Below are 19,924 nucleotides of genomic sequence, written 5' to 3' on the forward strand. Positions count from 1 at the left end.
ATTCACGTCCGGAGCACAGGTAATTGACTACCGGCCTGGGAAAGCTAAGACCATGACCGCAACCGCCCCCCGCCCTCCGGCGGCCCGACCGCCGACGCGGGTCGCGCTGCGCGACCGGGTGCTCCGGGTCGCCGAGCTGGTGACCACGCCGCTGCTGCCCGTCGACTACCTCGACCTGTTCGACCCGCTCCGCTCCGGTGCGGCCCTCCGCGGCCGGATCGAGGCCGTGCAGCGGGAGACCCGGGACTCCGCGAGCATCGTCATCCGCCCGGGCCGCGACTGGCTGCCCCACGTGCCGGGCCAGTACGTCCGCATCGGCATCGACATCGACGGCGTCCGCCAGTGGCGCGCCTACTCGATCACCTCGGTCCTCGACCGCGCCGACGGCTGCTTCACCATCACCGTGAAGGCCATCCCCGACGGGAAGGTGAGCAACCACCTGGTGCACCGGGTCCGCCCGGGCACGATCATCCAGCTCGACCAGGCGACCGGGGAGTTCTGCCTCCCCGAGGAGACGCCCGCCAAGACGCTGTTCGTCACCGCCGGGTCGGGGATCACGCCGGTCATGGGCATCCTGCGCAACCACGCCGCGCAGCTCACCGACACCGTGCTGGTCCACTCGTCGCCCACCGCCGACGACGTCGTCTTCGGGGCCGAGCTGCGGCAGATGGCCGCCGAGGGCCGCATCCGGCTGATCGAGCAGCACACCGACAGCGCCGGGATGCTCGACGCCCGCTCCATCGCCGAGCTGGTGCCCGACCTGCACGAGCGCGCCACCTGGGCCTGCGGCCCCGTGGGCATGCTCGAGGCGCTGGAGGAGCACTGGGCGGAGGCAGGTCTCGCCGACCGGCTGTACACCGAGCGCTTCCGCCCGCGGATCCTCGTGACCGGCGAGGGCGGCACGGTGACGTTCACGAAGAACGGCACCACCGTCGAGGCCGACGGCGCCACGCCGATCCTCGACGCCGCCGAGGAGGCCGGCGTCCTCATGCCCAGCGGCTGCCGGATGGGCATCTGCTACGGGTGCGTGCTCCCCATGCGAACGGGCGCGGTCCGCGACCTGCGCAACGGCGAGATCACCACCGCCGAGGACGTCGGTGACGGCGTCCTCATCCAGACCTGCGTCAGCGCCGCCGCCGGCGCCTGCGACATCGACCACTGACCGCCTCGAGCCCTAGGAGCCCGGACATGACCGTCATCCAGAAGAAGCCCGAGAACCCGATCGCGCACCTCACCCCCGAGGACATCGAGCTGATCGGCAAGGAGCTCGACACCGTCCGCCAGGAGGTCCGCGACAGCCTCGGCGAGGACGACGCGAAGTACATCCGCACCGTCATCGACGTGCAGCGGAAGCTCGAGCTGGGCAGCCGCGCCGTCCTGCTGTTCTCGAAGTTCCCGCCGGCCTGGCTGCTCGGCACCGCCGGCCTCTCGGTCGCCAAGATCCTCGAGAACATGGAGATCGGGCACAACATCCTGCACGGCCAGTGGGACTGGATGCGCGACCCCAAGATCCACTCCACGACGTGGGAGTGGGACATGGCCAGCCCCGCCGAGCAGTGGAAGCACTCGCACAACGAGCTGCACCACACGTACACGAACGTGATCGGCAAGGACAACGACCTCGGCTACGGCATCATGCGCGTCGACGAGGACCAGAAGTGGCACCCGATGTACCTGGCGCAGCCGCTCTGGAACTTCATCAACGCCTGCTTCTTCGAGTACGGCATCGCCGCCTACGACCTCGAGCTGGGCAAGAACCTGGCGACCAAGAAGCGCCGCAGCGACCCGAAGTTCCGCGCCGCTGCCAAGCAGGTGCTGAAGAAGATCCGCAACCAGGCGGCCAAGGACTACGTCGTCCACCCGCTGCTGTCGGGCCCGTCGTTCCTGCCGACCCTGGCCGCGAACTTCACCGCCAACGTGGTGCGCAACCTCTGGTCGCACTCGGTGATCATGTGCGGTCACTTCCCCGAGGGCGTCGAGACGTTCGAGAAGAAGTCGATCGACGGCGAGACCCGCGGCGAGTGGTACGTCCGCCAGATGCTCGGCTCGGCCAACATCTCCGGCAGCAAGGCCATGCACCTCATGACCGGGAACCTGTCGCACCAGGTGGAGCACCACCTGTTCCCCGACATCCCGAGCAACCGGTACGCGGAGATCGCGCCCAAGGTGCAGGACATCTTCGACCGGTACGGCCTGACCTACCACTCCGCCCCGCTGTACAAGCAGGTCGCGAGCGCGTGGCACAAGGTCATCCGCCTGTCGCTGCCCAACGGCTGGCTGGCCGAGACCACCCCGAAGAACGCCCCCGCCCAGGTGGTCAAGCTGGTGCGCATGACGACCGGTGGCAAGAAGGTCCGCCGCGAGCTGATGCGCGCCGCCGCCTGATCCAGCGGAAGCCCTGAACGGAGAGGCCAGAACCGTCATGGTTCTGGGCCTCTCCGGTTCACTGCTCCCCGACCTCGCTCGGCTCCGACCGCCAGGTCAGGTGGTCGAGCCGTCGGCCGACGACGGCGCCGACGGGGAGGTGGGCGATCTCCGCGAGGTCGGCCAGGGTCGCGGACACCGCCTCCTGGAACTCGGTCCCGCCGATCACGTCGGGACCGGTTCCCGCGGAGACGTAGTAGCCCTCGACGGCGAGCCGGACGTCGTCGAGGGAGACGTCGAGGTCACGCACGAGGGCGGTGGTGGTGGCCCGCATGGAGCTCATCCCCGAGAAGGCGCGGCCGCAGCCGCACCCACCGGCCGGATCCGCTTCGTCGGCCGCACAGACGACGCCGAGCAGGACCAGCTCGCCTTCGATCGCGTGGCAGAAGTCGCCCGGGTGCTCGCCCTGTCGTTCCCTCGTGGCCGTCAGCAGCTTCATGCCCGCACCCTGGCACCAGGGTCCGACAGGTCCCGGGCCACAGCGGGGCCGGAGCGCCGGCTGGTCTGGCGCTCGCGGGTGGCCACGGCGGGACGGTGACGGCCGACCCCGGGCCGCCAACCACGGAGGCCCAGAACCGGAGTGGTTCTGGGCCTCGGTGGTTCAGGGCGTGCCGGTGATCAGGGGCGGAGCGCCGGCTGGTCGAAGTTCAGCGGGAGCAGCAGCGCCGGGTCGCTGATCGGCACCTCCCACACCGGGCCGGCACCGTCGGGGTCGATGACCCGGCCGGTCCCGAGGAAGGCCGCGACCTGCGCCTGCCCCTGCAGCCCGCCCGTGGAGGCGAGGTTCAGCAGGAACGCGTGCGGGTTGGCCACCGGGTCCGCCGCCTTGTCGTTGCGGAAGAGGCTCGTCCGCGACCACAGGTCCCCGGCGTCGACCAGCGTGTACGACGTCGGGTTCGGCACCGTCCGGTCGCCGTAGGCCACCTGGACCAGCACCCGGTCGTCCCGGATCAGCGGCGCGAACGTCTCGGGGCTCCCGGGTCGGGTCAGCCACGTGGCCTCGGCCAGGTAGTCCTGGACGGCGACCGCGCCGGGCACGGTGGCGGTGACCGGCCCTTCGCCGCGCAGCGGCATCTGCTCCTGGAAGAAGGCCCGCGACTCGTCGAGGCTGTTGGTCAGCCCCGCCGCCGCGAGCGACTGGGTGATCAGCAGGCGGAACGACGGCGACAGCCGGGCGATCTCGGTGACCGGACCACCGGGCACGTTCAGCACCGAGCGGGCGATCGTCCGGTCGGCGCCGGCGAGCATGGTGCCGTAGATGCCGCCGAAGCTCTGGCCGAAGTAGGTGACCCGCGTGCCCGAGAGGTCCGCGCGCCGGTCGCCGTCGACGTCCGTGCCGTCCAGCGAGCGGACCAGCGTCATGATGTCGGCCGCGGTCTGCCGCAGCGCGTCCCGCGAGGAGACCGCCGCGGCCGCCCCGGTGGCCGAGGAGCCCTCGGTGCTGGCGATGAGCGCATCGGCGTCGTCCTGGTCGACGCCCCGGCCGTAGCTGGGCAGCGTCGTGGTGGTCCCATCGTTGGTGACGAGCCACTCGCTCTCCGGACCGAAGCCGTGACCGACGACGTTGGTGGCGACGGTCGCGATGCCGCTCTGCGCGTTGGTGGCGGCGGCGAGGAAGACGTTCGCCGTGGAGCCGGTGAAGCCGTGCCCGAAGACCGCCACCGGCCAGCCACCGCGCGGCGCGGGACCGTCGGGGAGAACGGCGACGAACGGCAGCCGGTCGGCCTCCACCGGCGCGGGGCCGCTGTCCCGGGTGGGGGTCTGCTCGATGGTGACGTCCGGGCGCAGCCAGGACGGAGCGAGGTAGGAGCCGAAGACCAGCGTCCCGTTCGCCACCGGCTGGAGAACCTGCGCCGGCTTCGGGTCGGCGGCACCGGCGTCGGCCTGGAACTGCAGGGTGGTCCCGGCGGCCGGGAAGACGCCGTCGATCTGCAGCCCCGGGCGCTCGATGCCGACCGCCCTCAGCGCGCGGCCGGACTGGATCTGCCGGTTCAGGTCGAGGAGCCCGTCGGTGGCGCTCATGGTCGTGAACGTCTCGACCGTGGCCCCTTCCCCGGCGCCGTTCCGGACGCTGATCCGGTAGGTGGTCCCGGGCGCCAGCTGCTCGACCGGGTGCGCGTAGAGCGTGTTCGTGGCCGGGTTCCAGACCACGCGGTCGACGCCGGTGCGCCACGTGCTGCGCGCCCCCTGCACGGTGATCCGCTGCGCGGCCTCGGCCGGGTCGACCGGACCGTCGAACCGGACCGCGACGCGCGGGTCCAGGTCGAAGCCGTCGAGCTCGTTGAGGCGCTCGACGAGGCCGCAGGTGATGGCCGCGCCGCAGTCGCCGGCCGGCAGGGCCACCCGGAGGCCGGTGAGCTCCCGCGGGTCGGGGACGGTCAGGTCGTTCGAGGGGAACAGCGAGACCGGCTGGGCCGGGGCGGGGGAGGCGAGCGCCGGTGACGCGGTGGCCGTGACGGTCAGCGCCAGGGCACCGACGACGGACGCGGTCGCCCGGCGCCAGGAACGTGAGGACAAGAAGGTCTCCAATGGCTCAGGGAGGCCTCTTCCTAGCCGACGGTGATGCGCACCACAACAGTTGCCGTCCGCAATAGTGCTGGTCGCAGCGCTGTGCTGGACGGAACGGTCCGTCGACAGTGCTCCCAGCCCAGTCGGGAGCCGTCGGAGGGCCCCGGTACGCCACGAGGCCCGGGACCGTCCGGTCCCGGGCCTCATCGCATGCAGGGCGACATGCATCTGTCAGTGCGCACGACGCCAGGTGTCATCGGTGACGCGGCCTGTGCCCGCCCTCAAACTCCTGGTCCACGCACTCGTCTCGCGACTTCGCGGCAGCCCTGGGTCATCGCCTTCCCGGATGGCCGCTCTCCAGGGCCGGGGCGGAAGCGGGCGGGACACGGACGTCGGCGGCCTGCTCGAACGCGTAGGCGTAGGAGAGAAGGTCGTCCTCGCTGTAGGCGCGGCCGAGCAGCTCGATGCCGATCGGGACGCCGACAGGCGCGGTCTGCGACGGAGCGGAGAACCCGCCTTGGAAGGTGACCGCCGGCAAGCCGGTGCTGTTCGACATCAAGCCGTTCCGCTCGACCTGCGACTCCCCGATCGGCACCACGAGGCGCTTCTGATGCGGGTAGACGATGGCGTCGAGGTCGAGGTCGGCCATCGTGCCGAGGACGAGGTTGCGCATCTGGTCACGGTTGGCGTAGCGCTGGAGGTACTCCGGCGTGCTCGTGCCGCCGCCGGCGAGCAGCTCCAACTCCTCCTCCAGGGTCTGCTGGACCGACGGCGCCGTCTTGCCGGTCGCGACGATGTCCGCCAGGGAGGTGTACGGGGTGTCGGGACCGAAGTCCTCGAGGTAGTCCGCCATCGCCTCGGCCGCTTCCCAGTTGCTGGTGGAGACTTGGGCGCTCAGCTCCTCGAAGCCCTCCATCTCGAACGGGACGACCTCGGCGCCGAGAGCCTCCATCTGCTTCACGGCGTCGGCGACGACGGCGTTGACCTCGCCGTGGACGGCCGGGTCGTCGCCCATCAGGTTGGTCATGAGGCCGATGCGGGTCCCCTTGAGCGCCTTCTTGGTGAGACTGTCCAGGTAGGAGTTCGGGGGCATCTCCTCACCGTTGGCGGTGATCGGATCCTCGGAGTCGTAGCCCACCATTACGTCGAGGAGGCGGGCGGCGTCCTCGACGGTGCGCGCAATGGGGCCAATCTCGTCCTGGGTGTAGCTGTTGGGTGCCACGCCGTGGCGGCTCACCAGTCCCCGGGTCGGCCGGATGCCGACCAAGCTGTTGGCCGAGCTTGGGGAGCGGATCGACTGCCCGGTGTCGCTGCCGGTGCCGATGAGGCCGAAGTTCGCGGCTATGGCCGCACCCGTTCCCCCGCTCGAGCCTCCCGGTGTGCGGGTGAGGTCGTACGGATTGTGAACCTGGCCGCCGAGGCTGGAGAGGCTCTCACCTCCACGGGCGAATTCGTGGAGGTGTGTCTTGCCGAGGATCAGGGCGCCCTCGTCCCGCATGGCGGCAACAGTCGTGGCATCTTCAGCCGGAGTCATGCCCTCCATCGCCTCGGAGCCGGAGGTGGTGGGCATGTCGGCGGTGTTGAAGTTGTCCTTGAGCAGGATCGGGACGCAGTGCAGGCTGCCGACGGACTTCTTGTCCTTCTTGTACTGCGCGTCCTTCTCTGCTGCCGTCTCCAACGCGTCCGGGTTGACCGTGACGATGGATGCGAACTGGTCGTCGTAGGCCTCGATGCGGTCCAGGTAACCCTGGACCAATTGGGCACAGGTGAGTTTGCCGCTGCGGAACGCGGTCTGCACCTCGGAGACGGTCGTCTCCATGATGTCGAAGGAGGGCCTTCCCGGGTGCTCGCCCCGGGGTTGAGCATGTGCAGCGGCCGGGACGACTAGTGAGACTCCGAGAATTGCCGCTGCCAGGGGAACGGCGCGTGTGCTATGTAGGCGACGCATGACAACGCCTTCCGATGAGGGAGCTGGGAGAGCTGGGGTCCCTCAGACCGTTCCAGTGCCTCGTTTCGGCCCGATGACGGCGGCCTCACCTATCCGTTTCCAAGCACAACCCGGCGAATCCGCAGACCTGGTGCTCTCGACCGTCTTCACGAGGCGCTGACGGAGGCCGACCGGCGCCTCCGCGCAGCCCGGTTGCGAATCACCCGCACGCATGGCCAAAGCAGGATGCAAGCGCTGCACGACCATGCGCAGGCACGCCACGAACTGACCCAGTTTCACGCTCACCGCGGGGGCCCCAAGCCCTACGAGTACCAGGCCGCATACCGGATCTACACCGGTCAACCGACCGGTGAAACTCCGTGACGCCTGTCCACGGACACGGGTAACACTCACCCGTTGGAACTGGTGACAGGAGGGTGTCGCGTGCTGGTGACGCTCATGTCGTAGCCAGTGACGGATTCAGGTCCTCCTACACCGCTCAGTTCGCCATGTCGACGAAGCGGCTGTAGTGACCCTGGAAGGCGACGGTGACGTTGGCCGTCGGGCCGTTGCGGTGCTTGACCAGCATGATGTCGGCCTCGCCGGCCCGCGGGGACTCCTTCTCGTACATGTCCTCGCGGTGGATCATCATCACCATGTCGGCGTCCTGCTCGATGGAGCCGGACTCGCGGAGGTCGGAGAGCATCGGCTTCTTGTCCTGACGCTGCTCCGAGCCACGGTTGAGCTGCGACATCGCGATGACCGGGACCTCGATCTCCTTGGCCAGCAGCTTGAGCGCACGGGAGAACTCCGAGACCTCCTGCTGGCGGCTCTCGACCCGCTTGCCCGACGTCATCAGCTGCAGGTAGTCGATGACCACGAGCTTGAGGTCGTTGCGCTGCTTGAGCCGCCGTGCCTTGGCCCGGATCTCCATCATCGTCATGTTCGGCGAGTCGTCGATGTAGAGCGGGGCGTCGGCCACCTCGCCCATGCGGCGGGCCAGCTTCGCCCAGTCCTCGTCGGAGAGGGTGCCGGCGCGCATGTGGTGCAGCGGCACCTTCGCCTCGGCCGACAGCAGACGCATGGTGATCTCGTGCTTGCTCATCTCGAGCGAGAAGATCACCGCCGGCATCTGGTGCTTCACGGTGGCCGAGCGCGCGATGTCCAGGCCCAGGGTGCTCTTGCCGACACCGGGACGGGCCGCGATGACGACCATCTGGCCGGCCTGGAGGCCGTTGGTGAGCTCGTCGAGGTCGCGGATGCCGGTGGGGACGCCGCGGGCGGTTCCGCCGCGGGAGGCGATGGCGTCCAGCTCGTCCATCGTCGGCTGGAGGACGTCCTCGAGGCGCGAGTAGTCCTCGCTCATCCGCTTCTCGGTGACGTCGTAGATCTCCTGCTGGGCGCGGTCGACGATGTCGTCGACGTCGCCCTTGCCACCGGCCGCGCCGTACCCGAGCTGCACGACGCGGGTGCCGGCCTCGACGAGGCGGCGCAGCACGGCCTGCTCGGCGACGATCGCCGCGTAGTAGCCGGCGTTGGCCGCCGTCGGCGTCGAGGCGATGACCGTGTGCAGGTAGACCGCGCCGCCCATCTTCGACAGCTGGTCGGTGCGGTTGAGCTCCGCGGCGACGGTGATCGCGTCAGCGGGCTCACCGCGCCCGTAGAGGTCCAGGATGCAGTCGAAGATCACCTGGTGCGCCGGACGGTAGAAGTCGTTGCCGTGCAAGACCTCCACGACGTCGGCGATCGCGTCCTTGCTCAGCAGCATGCCGCCGAGCACCGACTGCTCCGCCGCGACGTCCTGGGGCGGCTGCCGGTCGTACTCCGGCGCCGTCACGGACGGTCGGCTGAACTCGTCGGCCACCGCCACGGGGTACCTCCATCTCCTTGCGGGCGCGCCCGCATCACCACTCCGCGCAGGGGAAGTACGCGAGCTCGGCGGGCAGCGCCGGACCGAACGTCCGTTCGATCTATGCCTACCGGAGGGGACCGACAGTTCGCCGTCCCCGTGGTGGCCGGAGAGGACGTTAGGAAGCTGCGGCGGCGGAGTCCACCACCGCTGTGCACGTCGATCTGCACAACTTGTGGACAAGTCGGTGGACGGAGGCGTGTCGACATGTGGAGAAGGCGGGGGACGCGACCGCCCCGTCCCGGTCGACACCCCGGCCGACCTGCGCGGATGCCGCGCACCGGGTGTGGACGGAAGAAACCCGCCGAGAAACTTTCGGGCTTCGCACCACGTGTCACAGCGGTGCACCGCACCGCGTCGGAGGACCGCCGGCGGCTGCGTCAGCCCGGGCGCCGTCGCCCTGGGGGAGCCGCTGATGGCACGCGGCCGGCGCGGGGTGACCGGAGTGCGGGCGGCCCGCTGGGCGGCTGCCCAGCCGCCGTCAGCGGCGAATGCGGCCGGAGCACCGGCGGGACGTACCGGGGCCGGCACCCGGAACGCCGTGAGGGGCGCCGGACGGTGTCCGGCGCCCCTCACGGGCAGTGCAGCGACCCTCCGCGGGAGGGTCCGTTCCCTACTCGGCGACGACGTCGATCGTCAGCTGGGAGCTGACCTCGGGGTGCACCCGCACGGTGACGGTGTGCTGGCCCGTGGTCTTGATGCTGCTGGGCAGCTCGATCCGGCGACGGTCGAGCTCCGGGCCACCGGCCGCGGTGACCGCGGCGGCGACGTCGGCGGTGGTGACGCGGCCGAACAGGCGACCACCGTTCCCGGCGCGCGCCGGCACCTGGACGGTGAGGCCGTTGAGCCGGCCGGCCAGGGCCAGCGCGTCCTCGTGCGAGGCCACCTCGCGGGCGGCACGCGCCCGGCGCAGGGAGTCGACCTGCTTCTCGGCACCCCGGGTGGCCACGATGGCCAGCCCGCGGGGCAGGAGGTAGTTGCGGCCGTAGCCGCCCTTGACCTCGACGGTGTCACCGGAGGACCCGAGACCGGTGACCTCCTGCGTGAGGATCAGCTTCATCGTGCTCATGATCAGCGCGCCGTCGAGGTGTAGGGCAGCAGCGCCATCTCACGGCTGTTCTTCACGGCCGTGGCGACGTCACGCTGGTGCTGGCTGCAGTTGCCGCTGACGCGGCGGGCACGGATCTTGCCGCGGTCGGAGATGAACTTCCGCAGCAGGGTCGTGTCCTTGTAGTCGACGTAGGTCGCCTTGTCCTTGCAGAACTGGCAGACCTTCTTCTTGGGCTTGCGAACAGGGGGCTTGGGCACCTGGTTCTCCAGAGAGATTCAGTGAGAGAGGAAGTGGGGGATCAGAACGGCGGTTCGTCGGACGGACCGGCGGGCGTCGACCACGGGTCGCTCGCACCGCCACCGCCGCCACCACCGAAGCCGCCGCCACCGCCGCCGCCGCCGAAGCCGCCGCCGCCCTCGCCGCGCGAGGCCTTCGTGACCTTCGCGGTCGCGTAGCGGAGCGACGGGCCGATCTCGTCGACCTCCAGCTCGATGACGGTGCGCTTCTCGCCTTCCTTCGTGTCGAAGGAACGCTGCTTCAGCCGGCCGCTGACGATGACCCGCGACCCGCGGGTCAGCGACTCGGCGACGTTCTCGGCCGCCTGCCGCCACACGTTGCAGCGGAGGAACAGCGCCTCGCCGTCCTTCCACTCCTGCGACTGGCGGTCGAAGGTCCGGGGCGTCGAGGCCACGGTGAAGTTGGCGACGGCAGCGCCCGACGGCGTGAAGCGCAGCTCCGGATCGGCGGTCAGGTTGCCGATGACGGTGATGACGGTTTCGCCGGCCATGGTCAGTGGACCTCGGGGCGCATCAGCTTCGTGCGCAGGACCGACTCGTTCAGGTTCAGCTGCCGGTCGAGCTCGGAGACGGCGGCGGGCTCGGCATCGATGTCGATGACCGCGTAGATGCCCTCGGCCTGCTTGTTGATCTCGTAGGCCATGCGACGGCGGCCCCAGATGTCGACCTTGCCGACGTTGCCACCGGAGTTGGTGATGACGGTCAGGAACCGGTCGAGCGAGGGCGCGATCGTGCGCTCCTCCAGATCGGGGTCGAGAATGACCATCAGTTCGTAATGACGCACGGAGAACCCCACCTCCTCTGGTCTCAGCGGCTGCAGGGAATCTGCAGCAGGAGGGTCGTACACGCGTCGCGCGCCCCGGCAGGAGCCGGAACGCGCAGCTCCACGCTACCAGCGGTGCGGATGCGGCGGCCAGGCGCTGTCCTCGAGCACCACCGACGACGACGGCCGCCACCCCCCCGGAGGGGCTGGCGGCCGTCGTGGAACGCGCGCGGGTCAGCGGGTCGCGCGGGCCGCCTGCGTGGTGCGCACCAGCGCGGCGGTGACCGCTGCCAGCGCGACGACCGCCGCCAGCGCCGCGGCCGGCAGGGCCATCGGCTCGGCGCCGGACGGGGCGGCGACCTGGTCGGCACCCTCGTCGTCCAGCCCGGTGGAGCTCAGGCCGGCCAGCTGGCCGAACACCGGGACCGACGCGCCGTCGTAGGAGCCCGCGACGCCGCCGGCTCCGGCGCCGTCGGCGCTGCCCGGGCCGGCGTTCGGGGTGACGAAGCGGGACGGGTCGAAGGCCGCGGCGGCCGCCCCGGACCCGGGGGCGAGCTGCGCCGCCCCGCCGCTGCCGAGGTCGTACGTGTACTGGTCGCCCGGCACGTCCTGCACCGCCGGGGCGGCCTCCGGAGCCGCTGGCCCGGTGGGCACGGGGGCGGCGGGTGCACCCTGCGTGGGCGGCGCCGGCGGCGTCACCGGGGGCGGGGCGGCGGGCAGCGCCACCGGCGGCAGCTGCGGCAGGTTCACGCCCTCCAGGTCGGGCAGCGGCAGGAGCGTGTTGACCACGAGGGGCTGCGGTCGCGGCAGGGGCGGCAGGAGCTCGGCGGCCGCGTCGACGAGCGGCTGGGTCAGCGAGGCTCCGCTCGAGTACGTGTAGCCGAAGGTCAGCCAGCAGCCGGCGACGCAGCTGCGGTCGAACGTCTCGGTGACGCTGGCGCCCGGGGCGAGCGACTTCTGCCCCGAGGGCACGGTGAGCGTGACCGAGGTCTTGGCCGTCACGTCGACCAGCGCCGGCAGCAGCGTGCCGCCGACCTTGACCGTGTGGTCCCGCAGCTCGTTCACGAAGGTGACCGACCCGCCCTGGTCGACCGAGACGACCAGCTGGGTCAGGTCCCGGATCGGCACGGTGGCCGTGGGCGCGGCGCTGGCTGCGGGCGCCACCGTCACCGATGCCACTGCCACGCCCAGCCAGCTCAGGACGGCCACGGCGATGCCCCGGCGGGCAGTGCGACGGATGCGACCCGTTGCCATGTTCTGCTACCTCCACGTCGACGTCACACCGCTACCGGCGAGTAATCCCCGTCACGATCATGAACGATGATGTGACGCGGGCGATACGGGTAGACCCGGAAACTCGTCGAGATTCGGAGATCCGGCATGGCAGCACACCCGATCGGCGTACACGTGGGCGCCGGCCTCACCGACGACGGCGAGCTGGACCGCGGCGGGCCGCTGGCCCGCGCGGCGGAGATGGACGCCGACGGCGTCCAGGTCTTCCTCGCCGATCCGCAGGGGTGGAAGGCCCCGCGTCCCCGGCCGGACGCCGCGGAGCTGCAGGCGTCCGACGTCGCCGTGTTCGTGCACGCGCCGTACGTGCTGAACGTGGCGACGACCAACAACCGCATCCGGATCCCCAGCCGCACGCTGCTCGGCAAGCACGCGCAGGCCGCGGCCGACGTCGGCGCTCGCGGCCTGGTGGTGCACGGCGGGCACGTGCTGGCGAAGGACGACCCGGCGGTGGGCGTGGACAACTGGCGCAAGACGTTCGCCCGCCAGGCGGAGCAGGGCGGCTTCCCCGTGCCGGTGCTGATCGAGAACACGGCCGGGGGCGGCAACGCCATGGCCCGCGACCTGGACGCCCTCGGCCGGCTCTGGGACGCCGTCGGCGAGTTCGGCGCGGGGTTGGTGCTCGACACGTGCCACGCCTGGGCCGCCGGGTGGGACCTCACCACCGTCGTCGACGACGTGCGTGCGGTGACCGGCCGGATCGACCTGCTCCACCTGAACAACAGCCGCGACCCCGCCGGGTCCAGCCGGGACCGGCACGCGCCGCTCGCCGGCGGGGAGATCCCGCCGGAGGTGCTGATCGACGTCGCCCGGGCCGCCGGGTGCCCGATCGTGCTGGAGACCCCCGGCGACGCCGCCTCCCACGCCGAGGAGATCGCCACCCTGCGGGCCGCGCAGGCGTGACGGACCCGCTCAGCCCGGTCGGGGGACGGCACCTGGCCGCGGTCACACCCAGGAGCCGTGAACGGCGCCGCACGGTCTCGCGGAGTGGGGCCCGAAGGGTCCCGCGCAAGCGTGACGGACGCGCTCAGCTGGGCCGGGGGACGGCACCTGGCCGCGGTGACGCCCGGAGGGCATCCATGGCATGGTCCAGCGACCCGCCGGCCGTGTCGTCGACGCCGGGCCAGCTGGTGCGGACGACGTCCCGGTCGGGGTCGAGCACGTCCCGCACCACCAGCGCCACGAGGACGACGACGGCGACGTCCCGGAGTGCGACGGCGAGGAAGAACCACTCGACGTCGATGCCGCGGTTCTCCGCGCCGAGGTACCAGAGCATCCGGGGCACCCACAGCAGCGCCTCGGTGGCCTGCCAGGCCAGCAGCGAGCGCCACTTCGGCCGGGCCAGCACCGCCAGGGGGAGCAACCACAGCGAGTCCTGCGGGCTCCACGCCTTGTTCGTGAGCAGGAAGACGGCGACGAGGAGGAAGGCGACCTGGGCCACCCGGGGCCGGACCGGTGCGGCGAGGGTCAGCCAGCCGACCGCGGCCACGCCGGCGAGCAGCGACAGCACGACGACGGCGTTGAGCAGCGGCGACGCCCCTCCGCCGGCCGCCTCGCCGGCGACCGCCCCGTCCCCGGTGACGTGCAGGGCCAGGTTCCAGACGGAGTCGGGTTCGACCGGGCGGGTGCCGACGACGGCGAAGAAGTACGCCCAGTTGCCCGGCTCCGCCAGGGCCAGGGGCACGTTGACCGCCGTCCACGCGGCGGCCGCGGCCAGCGCCGTCCGCAGCCAGATGCGCAGCTGGCCGGTCCGCAGGCACAGCAGGAGCAGCGCCACGAGCACGAGCACGGGGTAGAGCTCCGCCGCGACGGCCAGCCCGAGCAGCACGCCGGCCAGCACCGGGCGGCGCCTGGCCCAGGCCCACATGCCCAGGCCGGCCAGGGCGACCGCGAACAGGGCCCAGTCCGTGAACGCGTGCACCACCAGCAGCGGGGACAGCCCGATCATGGCCGCGTCCCAGGGCCGGCGGCCGGCGAGCGCGAGCGTGCTCCGGACCACCAGCAGCGCGCACGCGGTGAGCAGCAGGCAGGTGACGACGTAGTAGCTCTGCACCGGCGGCACCGCGGGCAGCAGGCCCGAGGCGACCGCCGCGCGGTCGTACCCGCCGGAGAGCGTCGCGGCGAGCGCCATGAAGCCGCCGGTGAGGACGGGGTACTCGACCGCGACGTCCAGGTAGGGCAGCGCGCCCCCGAGGCCGTACCCGCCGAAGAGCGGCACGGGATCCGAGTAGCAGAGGTGCGTGTACTGCAGCTGGTCCGGCCAGTTGCCGTCCGAGCACGGCGCCTGCTTCACCCAGGCCGCGGCCAGGGCCAGGGTGGCGAACAGCAGGCACACGCGCAGCGGCGTCCAGAACCAGGCCCGCCCGGTGACGGCGAACCTGCCCCACGGGCCCCCGACGGCCTCGCTGGCCTGCCGGACGACCGGATCGGTCCAGGACGGCACCACCCGGTCGGGCGTGCCGGGCGCCCGCGTTCCACGTGGAACGAGCACGGGCCCGTCCGCGGTGGCGGACGGGCCCGTGGGCGAGCTGCTCATGTGAGCAGTGTGCGGGATCGGTCAGTCGGCGGGCGGCGGGACGACGGGGCCCGGCGAGCCCTGTGCCGGAGTGGGCGGCGTCGACCGCTCGGTGCGGTCGTCGACGCCGTTGTTGTTCGCGTCCGGGAACTCGGTGCGGTCGTCCACGCCGTTGTTGTTCGCGTCCGGGAACGACTCTGTCCGGTCGTCGACGCCGTTGTTGTTCTCGTCCGGGAACTCGGTGCGGTCATCCACGCCGTTGTTGTTCGCGTCCGGGAACTCGGTGCGGTCATCCACGCCGTTGTTGTTCGCGTCCGGGAAGTTGGGTCGGGGTGGACTGGAGGGCGTGGATGGCGGGGCAGTAGTGGTCACCGGCGCCGGCGCCGGCGCCTCGGTGGTGGGCTCGGGCACGCCCCGCCCCGAGTCGCCGGTGATCAGCGCCCGGTCCGGCAGGTCCTCCCTGGGCACACCGGAGAGGACGGCGTTCATGTACTCCTGCCAGATCGCGCCGGGCAGCCCCGCGCCGTAGATGATCTGGCCCCGGGCGGTCCGGATCGGGTCCCGCAGGTCCGTGCCCATCCACACCGCGGTGGAGACCGACGGGGTGTAGCCGACCATCCAGGCGTCGGAGTTGTCCTCGCGGTTGAGGCCCTGGGTACCGGTCTTGCTGGCCACTTCCCGGCCGCCGTCCAGCGCGCGGCGCGAGTAGGAGGCGACGTCCTTGAGCGCCACGGTGACGTCGTTGACGACGTCGGCCGGCAGCACCTGCTCACCGGGCCGGCCCGGCTGCTCGTAGAGCACGGTGCCCGCGTTGTCGGTCACCCGGGAGACGAAGTAGGCGTCCCGGAAGACGCCGCCCGCTGCCAGGGTGGCGAAGCCCTGCGCCTGGTCGAAGGGGCGCATCTCGTACTCGCCGATGCCGATGGACGAGCCGGTCAGGCCCTCGGAGTTCGCCAGCGTCGTCTCACCCGCGTAGTTGCCGCCCTCCCAGGTCTCGGGGAGGCCGGTCGCCGCCAGGATCGTCTCCCGGACGTTCTCCGGGCCGACCTCGTACGCCAGCCCGTAGAACGTGGTGTTCAGCGAGCGGGTGATCGCCTCGGTGAGCGTGCAGGCCCCGCAGCTGGTGCCGCCGGAGTTGGTGACCGGCTGGCCCGGACGGTCGGGGAACGTCTGCGGCGAGCTGCCGTCGCGCCGCGCCCGGATGCCGATGCCCTGCTCCAGCGCCGTGGCCAGGACGTAGGGCTTCACCGACGAGCCGGGCTGCCGCACGGCCTGCGCGTAGTCCGTCCCGACGCCGTTCTCCCCGCCGTAGTAGGCGATGACCCCGCCGGTCTGCGGGTCGACGGAGACCAGCGCCGAGCGGAGGTTGTCCGGCTGGCCGTCCAGGGTGCTCCGCGCACTGGCGACGGCGGCGTCCTGCGCCGGCTTGCTGATCGTGGTCGTGATCTGCAGGCCGCCGGCGTTGATCTGCTGCTCGTCGTAGCCCTCGGCCTCGAGTTCCTGCCGGACCTGGCTGACGATGTGGCCCTCCGGGCCCTCGGGGGTGCCGAGCGGTGAGTCGCCCCGCGGCAGCACGGTCGGGTAGACCGAGGCCTCCCGCTCACCCTCGGTGAGCCAGCCCTCCTCGACCATGGCGTCGAGCACCAGTTCCCAGCGCTCCTGCGCGCCGTCCGGGTTGGTCTCGGGGTCGTTGCCGGAGGGGCTCCGGATCAGCACGGCCAGCACCGCGCCCTGCTGCGCGGTCAGCTCGGCGGCCGGGACACCGAAGTAGGTGTCCGCGGCGGCCTCGATGCCGTAGGCCCCGCGGCCGTAGTAGATGGTGTTCAGGTAGTTCTCGAGGATCTGCTCCTTCGAGAAGTTGTTGTCCAGCTTGATGGCCAGGAAGAGCTCCTGGAACTTGCGACTGAACGTCTGGTCCGACGTCAGGAACGCGTTCTTGACGTACTGCTGCGTGATCGTCGACCCGCCCTGGGTGGAGCCACCCGTCAGGTTGTTCCAGGCCGCCCGGACGATGCCGGTGAACGAGATGCCCGGGTCGGTGTAGAAGCTGCGGTTCTCCGCCGCGAGCACCGCGCGCTGCGCCGCCTCGCTCACCTCGGACAGCGGCACGTTGGTCCGGTTCTCGTCGCCGAGCCGCGCCATCTCGGTCACGCCGTCGGCGTAGTAGAGGACCGTCGTCTGCTTGGTCGAGACCGAGTCGGGGCTGGGCACCTCGGTGCTGGCGTAGACCACGCCCACGAAGACGCACAGGAGGGCGAGCAGCCCGCCCATGACCCCGGCGGCGATCTTCAGCCGGCGCTTGCGGCGCTGCTTCTTCGGACGGGCCTTGCCCTTGGCGGCGGGGCGGGCCGCCGGGCGACCGGAGCCGCCGCGCGAGGCGCTCGTGCCGCCCCGGGACGCCGGGGTGCCACCGCGGCCGGCCGGGGGACGGCCGGAGCCACCGCCCGGCGGCCGGCCGGAGCCACCACCCGGCGGCCGGCCGGAGCCACCGCCACCGCCGGTGCTGCGGGTACGGGCGGCCGGCGGCCGGCGGACCGAGCCGGCCCGCGGTGCGACGGGCGAGGTCTCGTCGTGGCTGGGCACGAGCGCACCCCTTCCTGGACTGTCGTGGTCGACGCCGGGCACCTGCCCGGACACGGGAACGTCTTCAGCTGTGGGAGCGGAGCGGGTCCGCGTCATCGCGGGCCCGGCTCCACGCGCGGCGCGGGCCGGATGCCGATCGGCCGGTCACTGCTCGGTGGCCGCCCGGCGCCGGCCGCGGCGGGGCCGGCGCCCCGGCTCGGGCTCGGCTCCGAGGACGTACGAGCAGTCCAGGTGGTTCCACCCGCAGCCGCGGCAGACCTCCACCCGGTAGACGGAGAACTCCTCCTGGGCGGCGTCCATGCGGGCGAGCTCGGCCTCGGTCTTGGCCTGACCGGCCACCGGGCCGAGGTGCTCGCCGTACACGTAGTGCACCAGGGTGAGCCGCTCCCGGCGGCACACCGGGCAGGGCACCTCGGTGGGCTGCCCGTGGTACTTGGCGGCGCGCGACAGGTACGGGCTCGCGTCGCACACCTCGAACAACCCGGTGCGGCCGGAATGCACTCCCGCCAGGACGGCTCGCCGCTGCAGCGAGTAGTCCACGACGGATCGACGTCCGGGCACGGCGGCCAATGTACGCACCGGCCCGTCCCACGTGGGGTTCCTGCGGTCGACCGCCGTCCCGGGCGGCCCATGCGCCCCACTGCTGCGGGTGGATCCGCTCGAGGCCGTCGATGTATCGTGCCGATACATCGATGCGCAGGGCCGACCGGGGAGGGGCGAGTTGCTCGAGTTCGCCATCCTCGGCCTGCTGCACCAGGCCCCCATGCACGGCTACGAGCTGCGCAAGCAGCTCGCCCAGGTGCTCGGCGGGCTGCGCAGCATCTCCTACGGATCGCTGTATCCCGCGCTGCGGCGGATGCAGGCGGCCGGGCTGATCACCACCGACGAGCCCAGCCCGCGTGCCCTGCTGCCGGCCGACGCACCGCCGCTGACCGGCCGGCGCGGGAAGGTGGTCTACACGATCACCGCGGAGGGCAAGGAGCGCTTCCACGAGCTGGTCGGCCAGACCGGCCCGGAGGCGTACGACGACGGCGGGCTCTTCGGCGTCCGCCTGGCCTTCTTCCGGCACACGGCCCGCGACGTCCGGCTGCGGATCCTCGAGGGCCGGCGGCGCACCGTGGAGCAGCAGCGGGAGGGCCTGCGCACCTCGCTGAGCCGGACCCGTGAACGGCTCGACCGCTACACCCTCGAGCTGCAGCGGCACGGCCTCGAGTCGGTGGACCGGGAGGTCCGCTGGCTCTCCGAGCTCATCGACAGCGAGCGCCGGGAGGGGACGGAGCCCGGAGCGACGCGCCGGGAGGCGACGGAGCCCGGAGCGACGCGCCGGGAGGCCGGGTGCACGCGTCCGGACCCGCTCGACGAGGAACGGCCGAGCACCACTTGAACCAGCCGACGGGGTGTCCGTCCCCGCCGGCAGACAGCACCGGACCGCTCGCGGTTCACGTACACGGGCCCAACGGTCCAGGGAGAAGGAGAGTCATGGGGTCAGTCAAGGTCGCCATCGTCGGCGTCGGTAACTGCGCCGCCTCGCTCGTGCAGGGCGTCCACTACTACCGGGACGCCGACGCGACGACGTCCGTGCCGGGGCTCATGCACGTCCGGTTCGGCGAGTACCACGTCTCCGACATCGAGTTCGTCGCCGCCTTCGACGTCGACGCCAAGAAGGTCGGCCGCGACCTCTCCGAGGCCATCGTCGCCAGCGAGAACAACACCATCAAGATCTGCGACGTCCCGCCGCTCGGCGTGCACGTCCAGCGCGGCACCACCCTCGACGGGCTCGGCAAGTACTACCGCGAGACGATCGAGGAGTCCGACGAGCAGCCGGTCGACATCGTCTCGGCCCTGCGGGAGTCCGGCGCCGACGTGCTCGTCTGCTACCTGCCGGTCGGCTCGCAGCAGGCCGCCGAGTTCTACGCGCAGGCCGCGATCGACGCCGGCGTCGCGTTCGTGAACGCCCTCCCGGTCTTCATCGCCGGCACCAAGGAGTGGGCGGACAAGTTCACCGCTGCCGGTGTGCCGATCGTCGGCGACGACATCAAGAGCCAGGTCGGCGCCACCATCACCCACCGGGTGCTCGCCAAGCTGTTCGAGGACCGCGGCGTGCAGCTCGACCGCACGATGCAGCTCAACGTCGGCGGCAACATGGACTTCAAGAACATGCTCGAGCGCGAGCGCCTGGAGTCGAAGAAGATCTCCAAGACCCAGTCGGTCACCAGCCAGGTCGACCGCGACATGGGCGTCGGCAACGTGCACATCGGCCCGTCGGACCACGTGCCGTGGCTGAGCGACCGCAAGTGGGCCTACGTCCGCCTGGAGGGCCGCGCGTTCGGCGACGTCCCGCTGAACCTGGAGTACAAGCTCGAGGTCTGGGACTCCCCGAACTCGGCCGGCATCATCATCGACGCCGTCCGCGCCGCGAAGATCGCCAAGGACCGCGGCATCGGCGGCCCGATCCTGTCGGCGTCGTCCTACTTCATGAAGAGCCCGCCGGTGCAGTACGACGACAGCGAGGCCCGCGACGCCGTCGAGGCCTTCATCCGGGGCGACATCGAGCGCTGACGTCCGCCCGGGCAGTCCGTGCGGGGCCCGCATCCCCTCGGGGATGCGGGCCCTGCCGCGTTCCTCCCCGGGTTCGGGCCCCACGCTGCCTACGCTGCC

At 71.6% G+C, this 19,924-nt stretch carries 17 protein-coding genes; 5 read left to right on the forward strand and 12 right to left on the reverse strand.

What is annotated here, in order from left to right:
• Positions 1-52 precede the first annotated feature (52 nt).
• Both ACI790_RS06840 and ACI790_RS06845 read left to right on the forward strand, forming a co-directional pair.
• Entirely contained in the window at positions 53-1,162 is a 1,110-nt protein-coding gene (locus tag ACI790_RS06840; protein ID WP_456569041.1) for a ferredoxin reductase, read from the forward strand.
• 26 nt (positions 1,163-1,188) lie between these two features.
• Complete coding sequence (locus ACI790_RS06845; protein WP_456569042.1) at positions 1,189-2,385, forward strand: fatty acid desaturase family protein; 1,197 nt, start codon at positions 1,189-1,191, stop codon at positions 2,383-2,385.
• A 58-nt stretch (positions 2,386-2,443) separates the two neighbouring features.
• Here the strand turns inward: ACI790_RS06845 and ACI790_RS06850 are convergent, their stop codons facing one another.
• The 9 genes from ACI790_RS06850 to ACI790_RS06890 form a co-directional block, all read right to left on the reverse strand.
• Entirely contained in the window at positions 2,444-2,863 is a 420-nt protein-coding gene (locus tag ACI790_RS06850) for a DUF7715 family protein (RefSeq protein WP_456569043.1), read from the reverse strand.
• A gap of 179 nt (positions 2,864-3,042) precedes the next feature.
• Positions 3,043-4,941 (reverse strand): hypothetical protein, encoded by a 1,899-nt coding sequence (locus ACI790_RS06855; RefSeq protein ID WP_456569044.1) that lies wholly within the window; start codon positions 4,939-4,941, stop codon positions 3,043-3,045.
• A 322-nt stretch (positions 4,942-5,263) separates the two neighbouring features.
• Positions 5,264-6,751, reverse strand: coding sequence for an amidase (locus ACI790_RS06860; protein WP_456569045.1), 1,488 nt, complete (start codon positions 6,749-6,751; stop codon positions 5,264-5,266).
• 607 nt (positions 6,752-7,358) lie between these two features.
• Complete coding sequence (dnaB, locus tag ACI790_RS06865; protein ID WP_456569046.1) at positions 7,359-8,729, reverse strand: replicative DNA helicase; 1,371 nt, start codon at positions 8,727-8,729, stop codon at positions 7,359-7,361.
• Positions 8,730-9,381: 652 nt separating this feature from the next.
• Positions 9,382-9,828: a 50S ribosomal protein L9 gene (rplI, locus tag ACI790_RS06870; protein ID WP_456569047.1), complete on the reverse strand. Its 447-nt coding sequence runs from the start codon at positions 9,826-9,828 to the stop codon at positions 9,382-9,384.
• Between the two features lie 11 nt (positions 9,829-9,839).
• Entirely contained in the window at positions 9,840-10,076 is a 237-nt protein-coding gene (gene rpsR / locus ACI790_RS06875; RefSeq protein ID WP_014378671.1) for a 30S ribosomal protein S18, read from the reverse strand.
• Positions 10,077-10,117: 41 nt separating this feature from the next.
• Positions 10,118-10,606 carry a single-stranded DNA-binding protein gene (locus ACI790_RS06880; RefSeq protein WP_456569048.1) on the reverse strand — a complete coding sequence of 163 codons (489 nt, stop codon included), beginning with the start codon at positions 10,604-10,606 and terminating at the stop codon, positions 10,118-10,120.
• Between the two features lie 2 nt (positions 10,607-10,608).
• Positions 10,609-10,899, reverse strand: a complete 291-nt coding sequence (gene rpsF / locus ACI790_RS06885; protein WP_347058678.1) for a 30S ribosomal protein S6 — start codon at positions 10,897-10,899, stop codon at positions 10,609-10,611.
• Between the two features lie 213 nt (positions 10,900-11,112).
• Positions 11,113-12,132, reverse strand: a complete 1,020-nt coding sequence (locus ACI790_RS06890; RefSeq protein WP_456569049.1) for a hypothetical protein — start codon at positions 12,130-12,132, stop codon at positions 11,113-11,115.
• A 126-nt stretch (positions 12,133-12,258) separates the two neighbouring features.
• On the opposite strand from ACI790_RS06890, the gene ACI790_RS06895 reads away from it, so the two are divergent.
• On the forward strand, positions 12,259-13,071 hold the full coding sequence (locus tag ACI790_RS06895; protein ID WP_456569050.1) for a deoxyribonuclease IV: 813 nt from the start codon (positions 12,259-12,261) through the stop codon (positions 13,069-13,071).
• A 124-nt stretch (positions 13,072-13,195) separates the two neighbouring features.
• On the opposite strand, the gene ACI790_RS06900 is transcribed toward ACI790_RS06895, so the two are convergent.
• From ACI790_RS06900 to ACI790_RS06910, 3 genes are all read right to left on the reverse strand, one after another.
• Positions 13,196-14,704 (reverse strand): glycosyltransferase family 87 protein, encoded by a 1,509-nt coding sequence (locus ACI790_RS06900; protein WP_456569051.1) that lies wholly within the window; start codon positions 14,702-14,704, stop codon positions 13,196-13,198.
• A gap of 21 nt (positions 14,705-14,725) precedes the next feature.
• Positions 14,726-17,266 (reverse strand): transglycosylase domain-containing protein, encoded by a 2,541-nt coding sequence (locus ACI790_RS06905; protein ID WP_456569052.1) that lies wholly within the window; start codon positions 17,264-17,266, stop codon positions 14,726-14,728.
• Positions 17,267-17,410: 144 nt separating this feature from the next.
• Positions 17,411-17,827 carry a DUF5318 family protein gene (locus tag ACI790_RS06910; RefSeq protein ID WP_456569053.1) on the reverse strand — a complete coding sequence of 139 codons (417 nt, stop codon included), beginning with the start codon at positions 17,825-17,827 and terminating at the stop codon, positions 17,411-17,413.
• 160 nt (positions 17,828-17,987) lie between these two features.
• Here ACI790_RS06910 and ACI790_RS06915 point away from each other — a divergent pair, with 160 nt between their 5' ends.
• Positions 17,988-18,650, forward strand: a complete 663-nt coding sequence (locus tag ACI790_RS06915; RefSeq protein ID WP_456569054.1) for a PadR family transcriptional regulator — start codon at positions 17,988-17,990, stop codon at positions 18,648-18,650.
• Positions 18,651-18,745: 95 nt separating this feature from the next.
• Positions 18,746-19,825, forward strand: a complete 1,080-nt coding sequence (locus ACI790_RS06920) for an inositol-3-phosphate synthase (RefSeq protein ID WP_456569055.1) — start codon at positions 18,746-18,748, stop codon at positions 19,823-19,825.
• Positions 19,826-19,924 lie beyond the last annotated feature (99 nt).

Source organism: Blastococcus sp. SYSU DS0539, assembly GCF_054050855.1.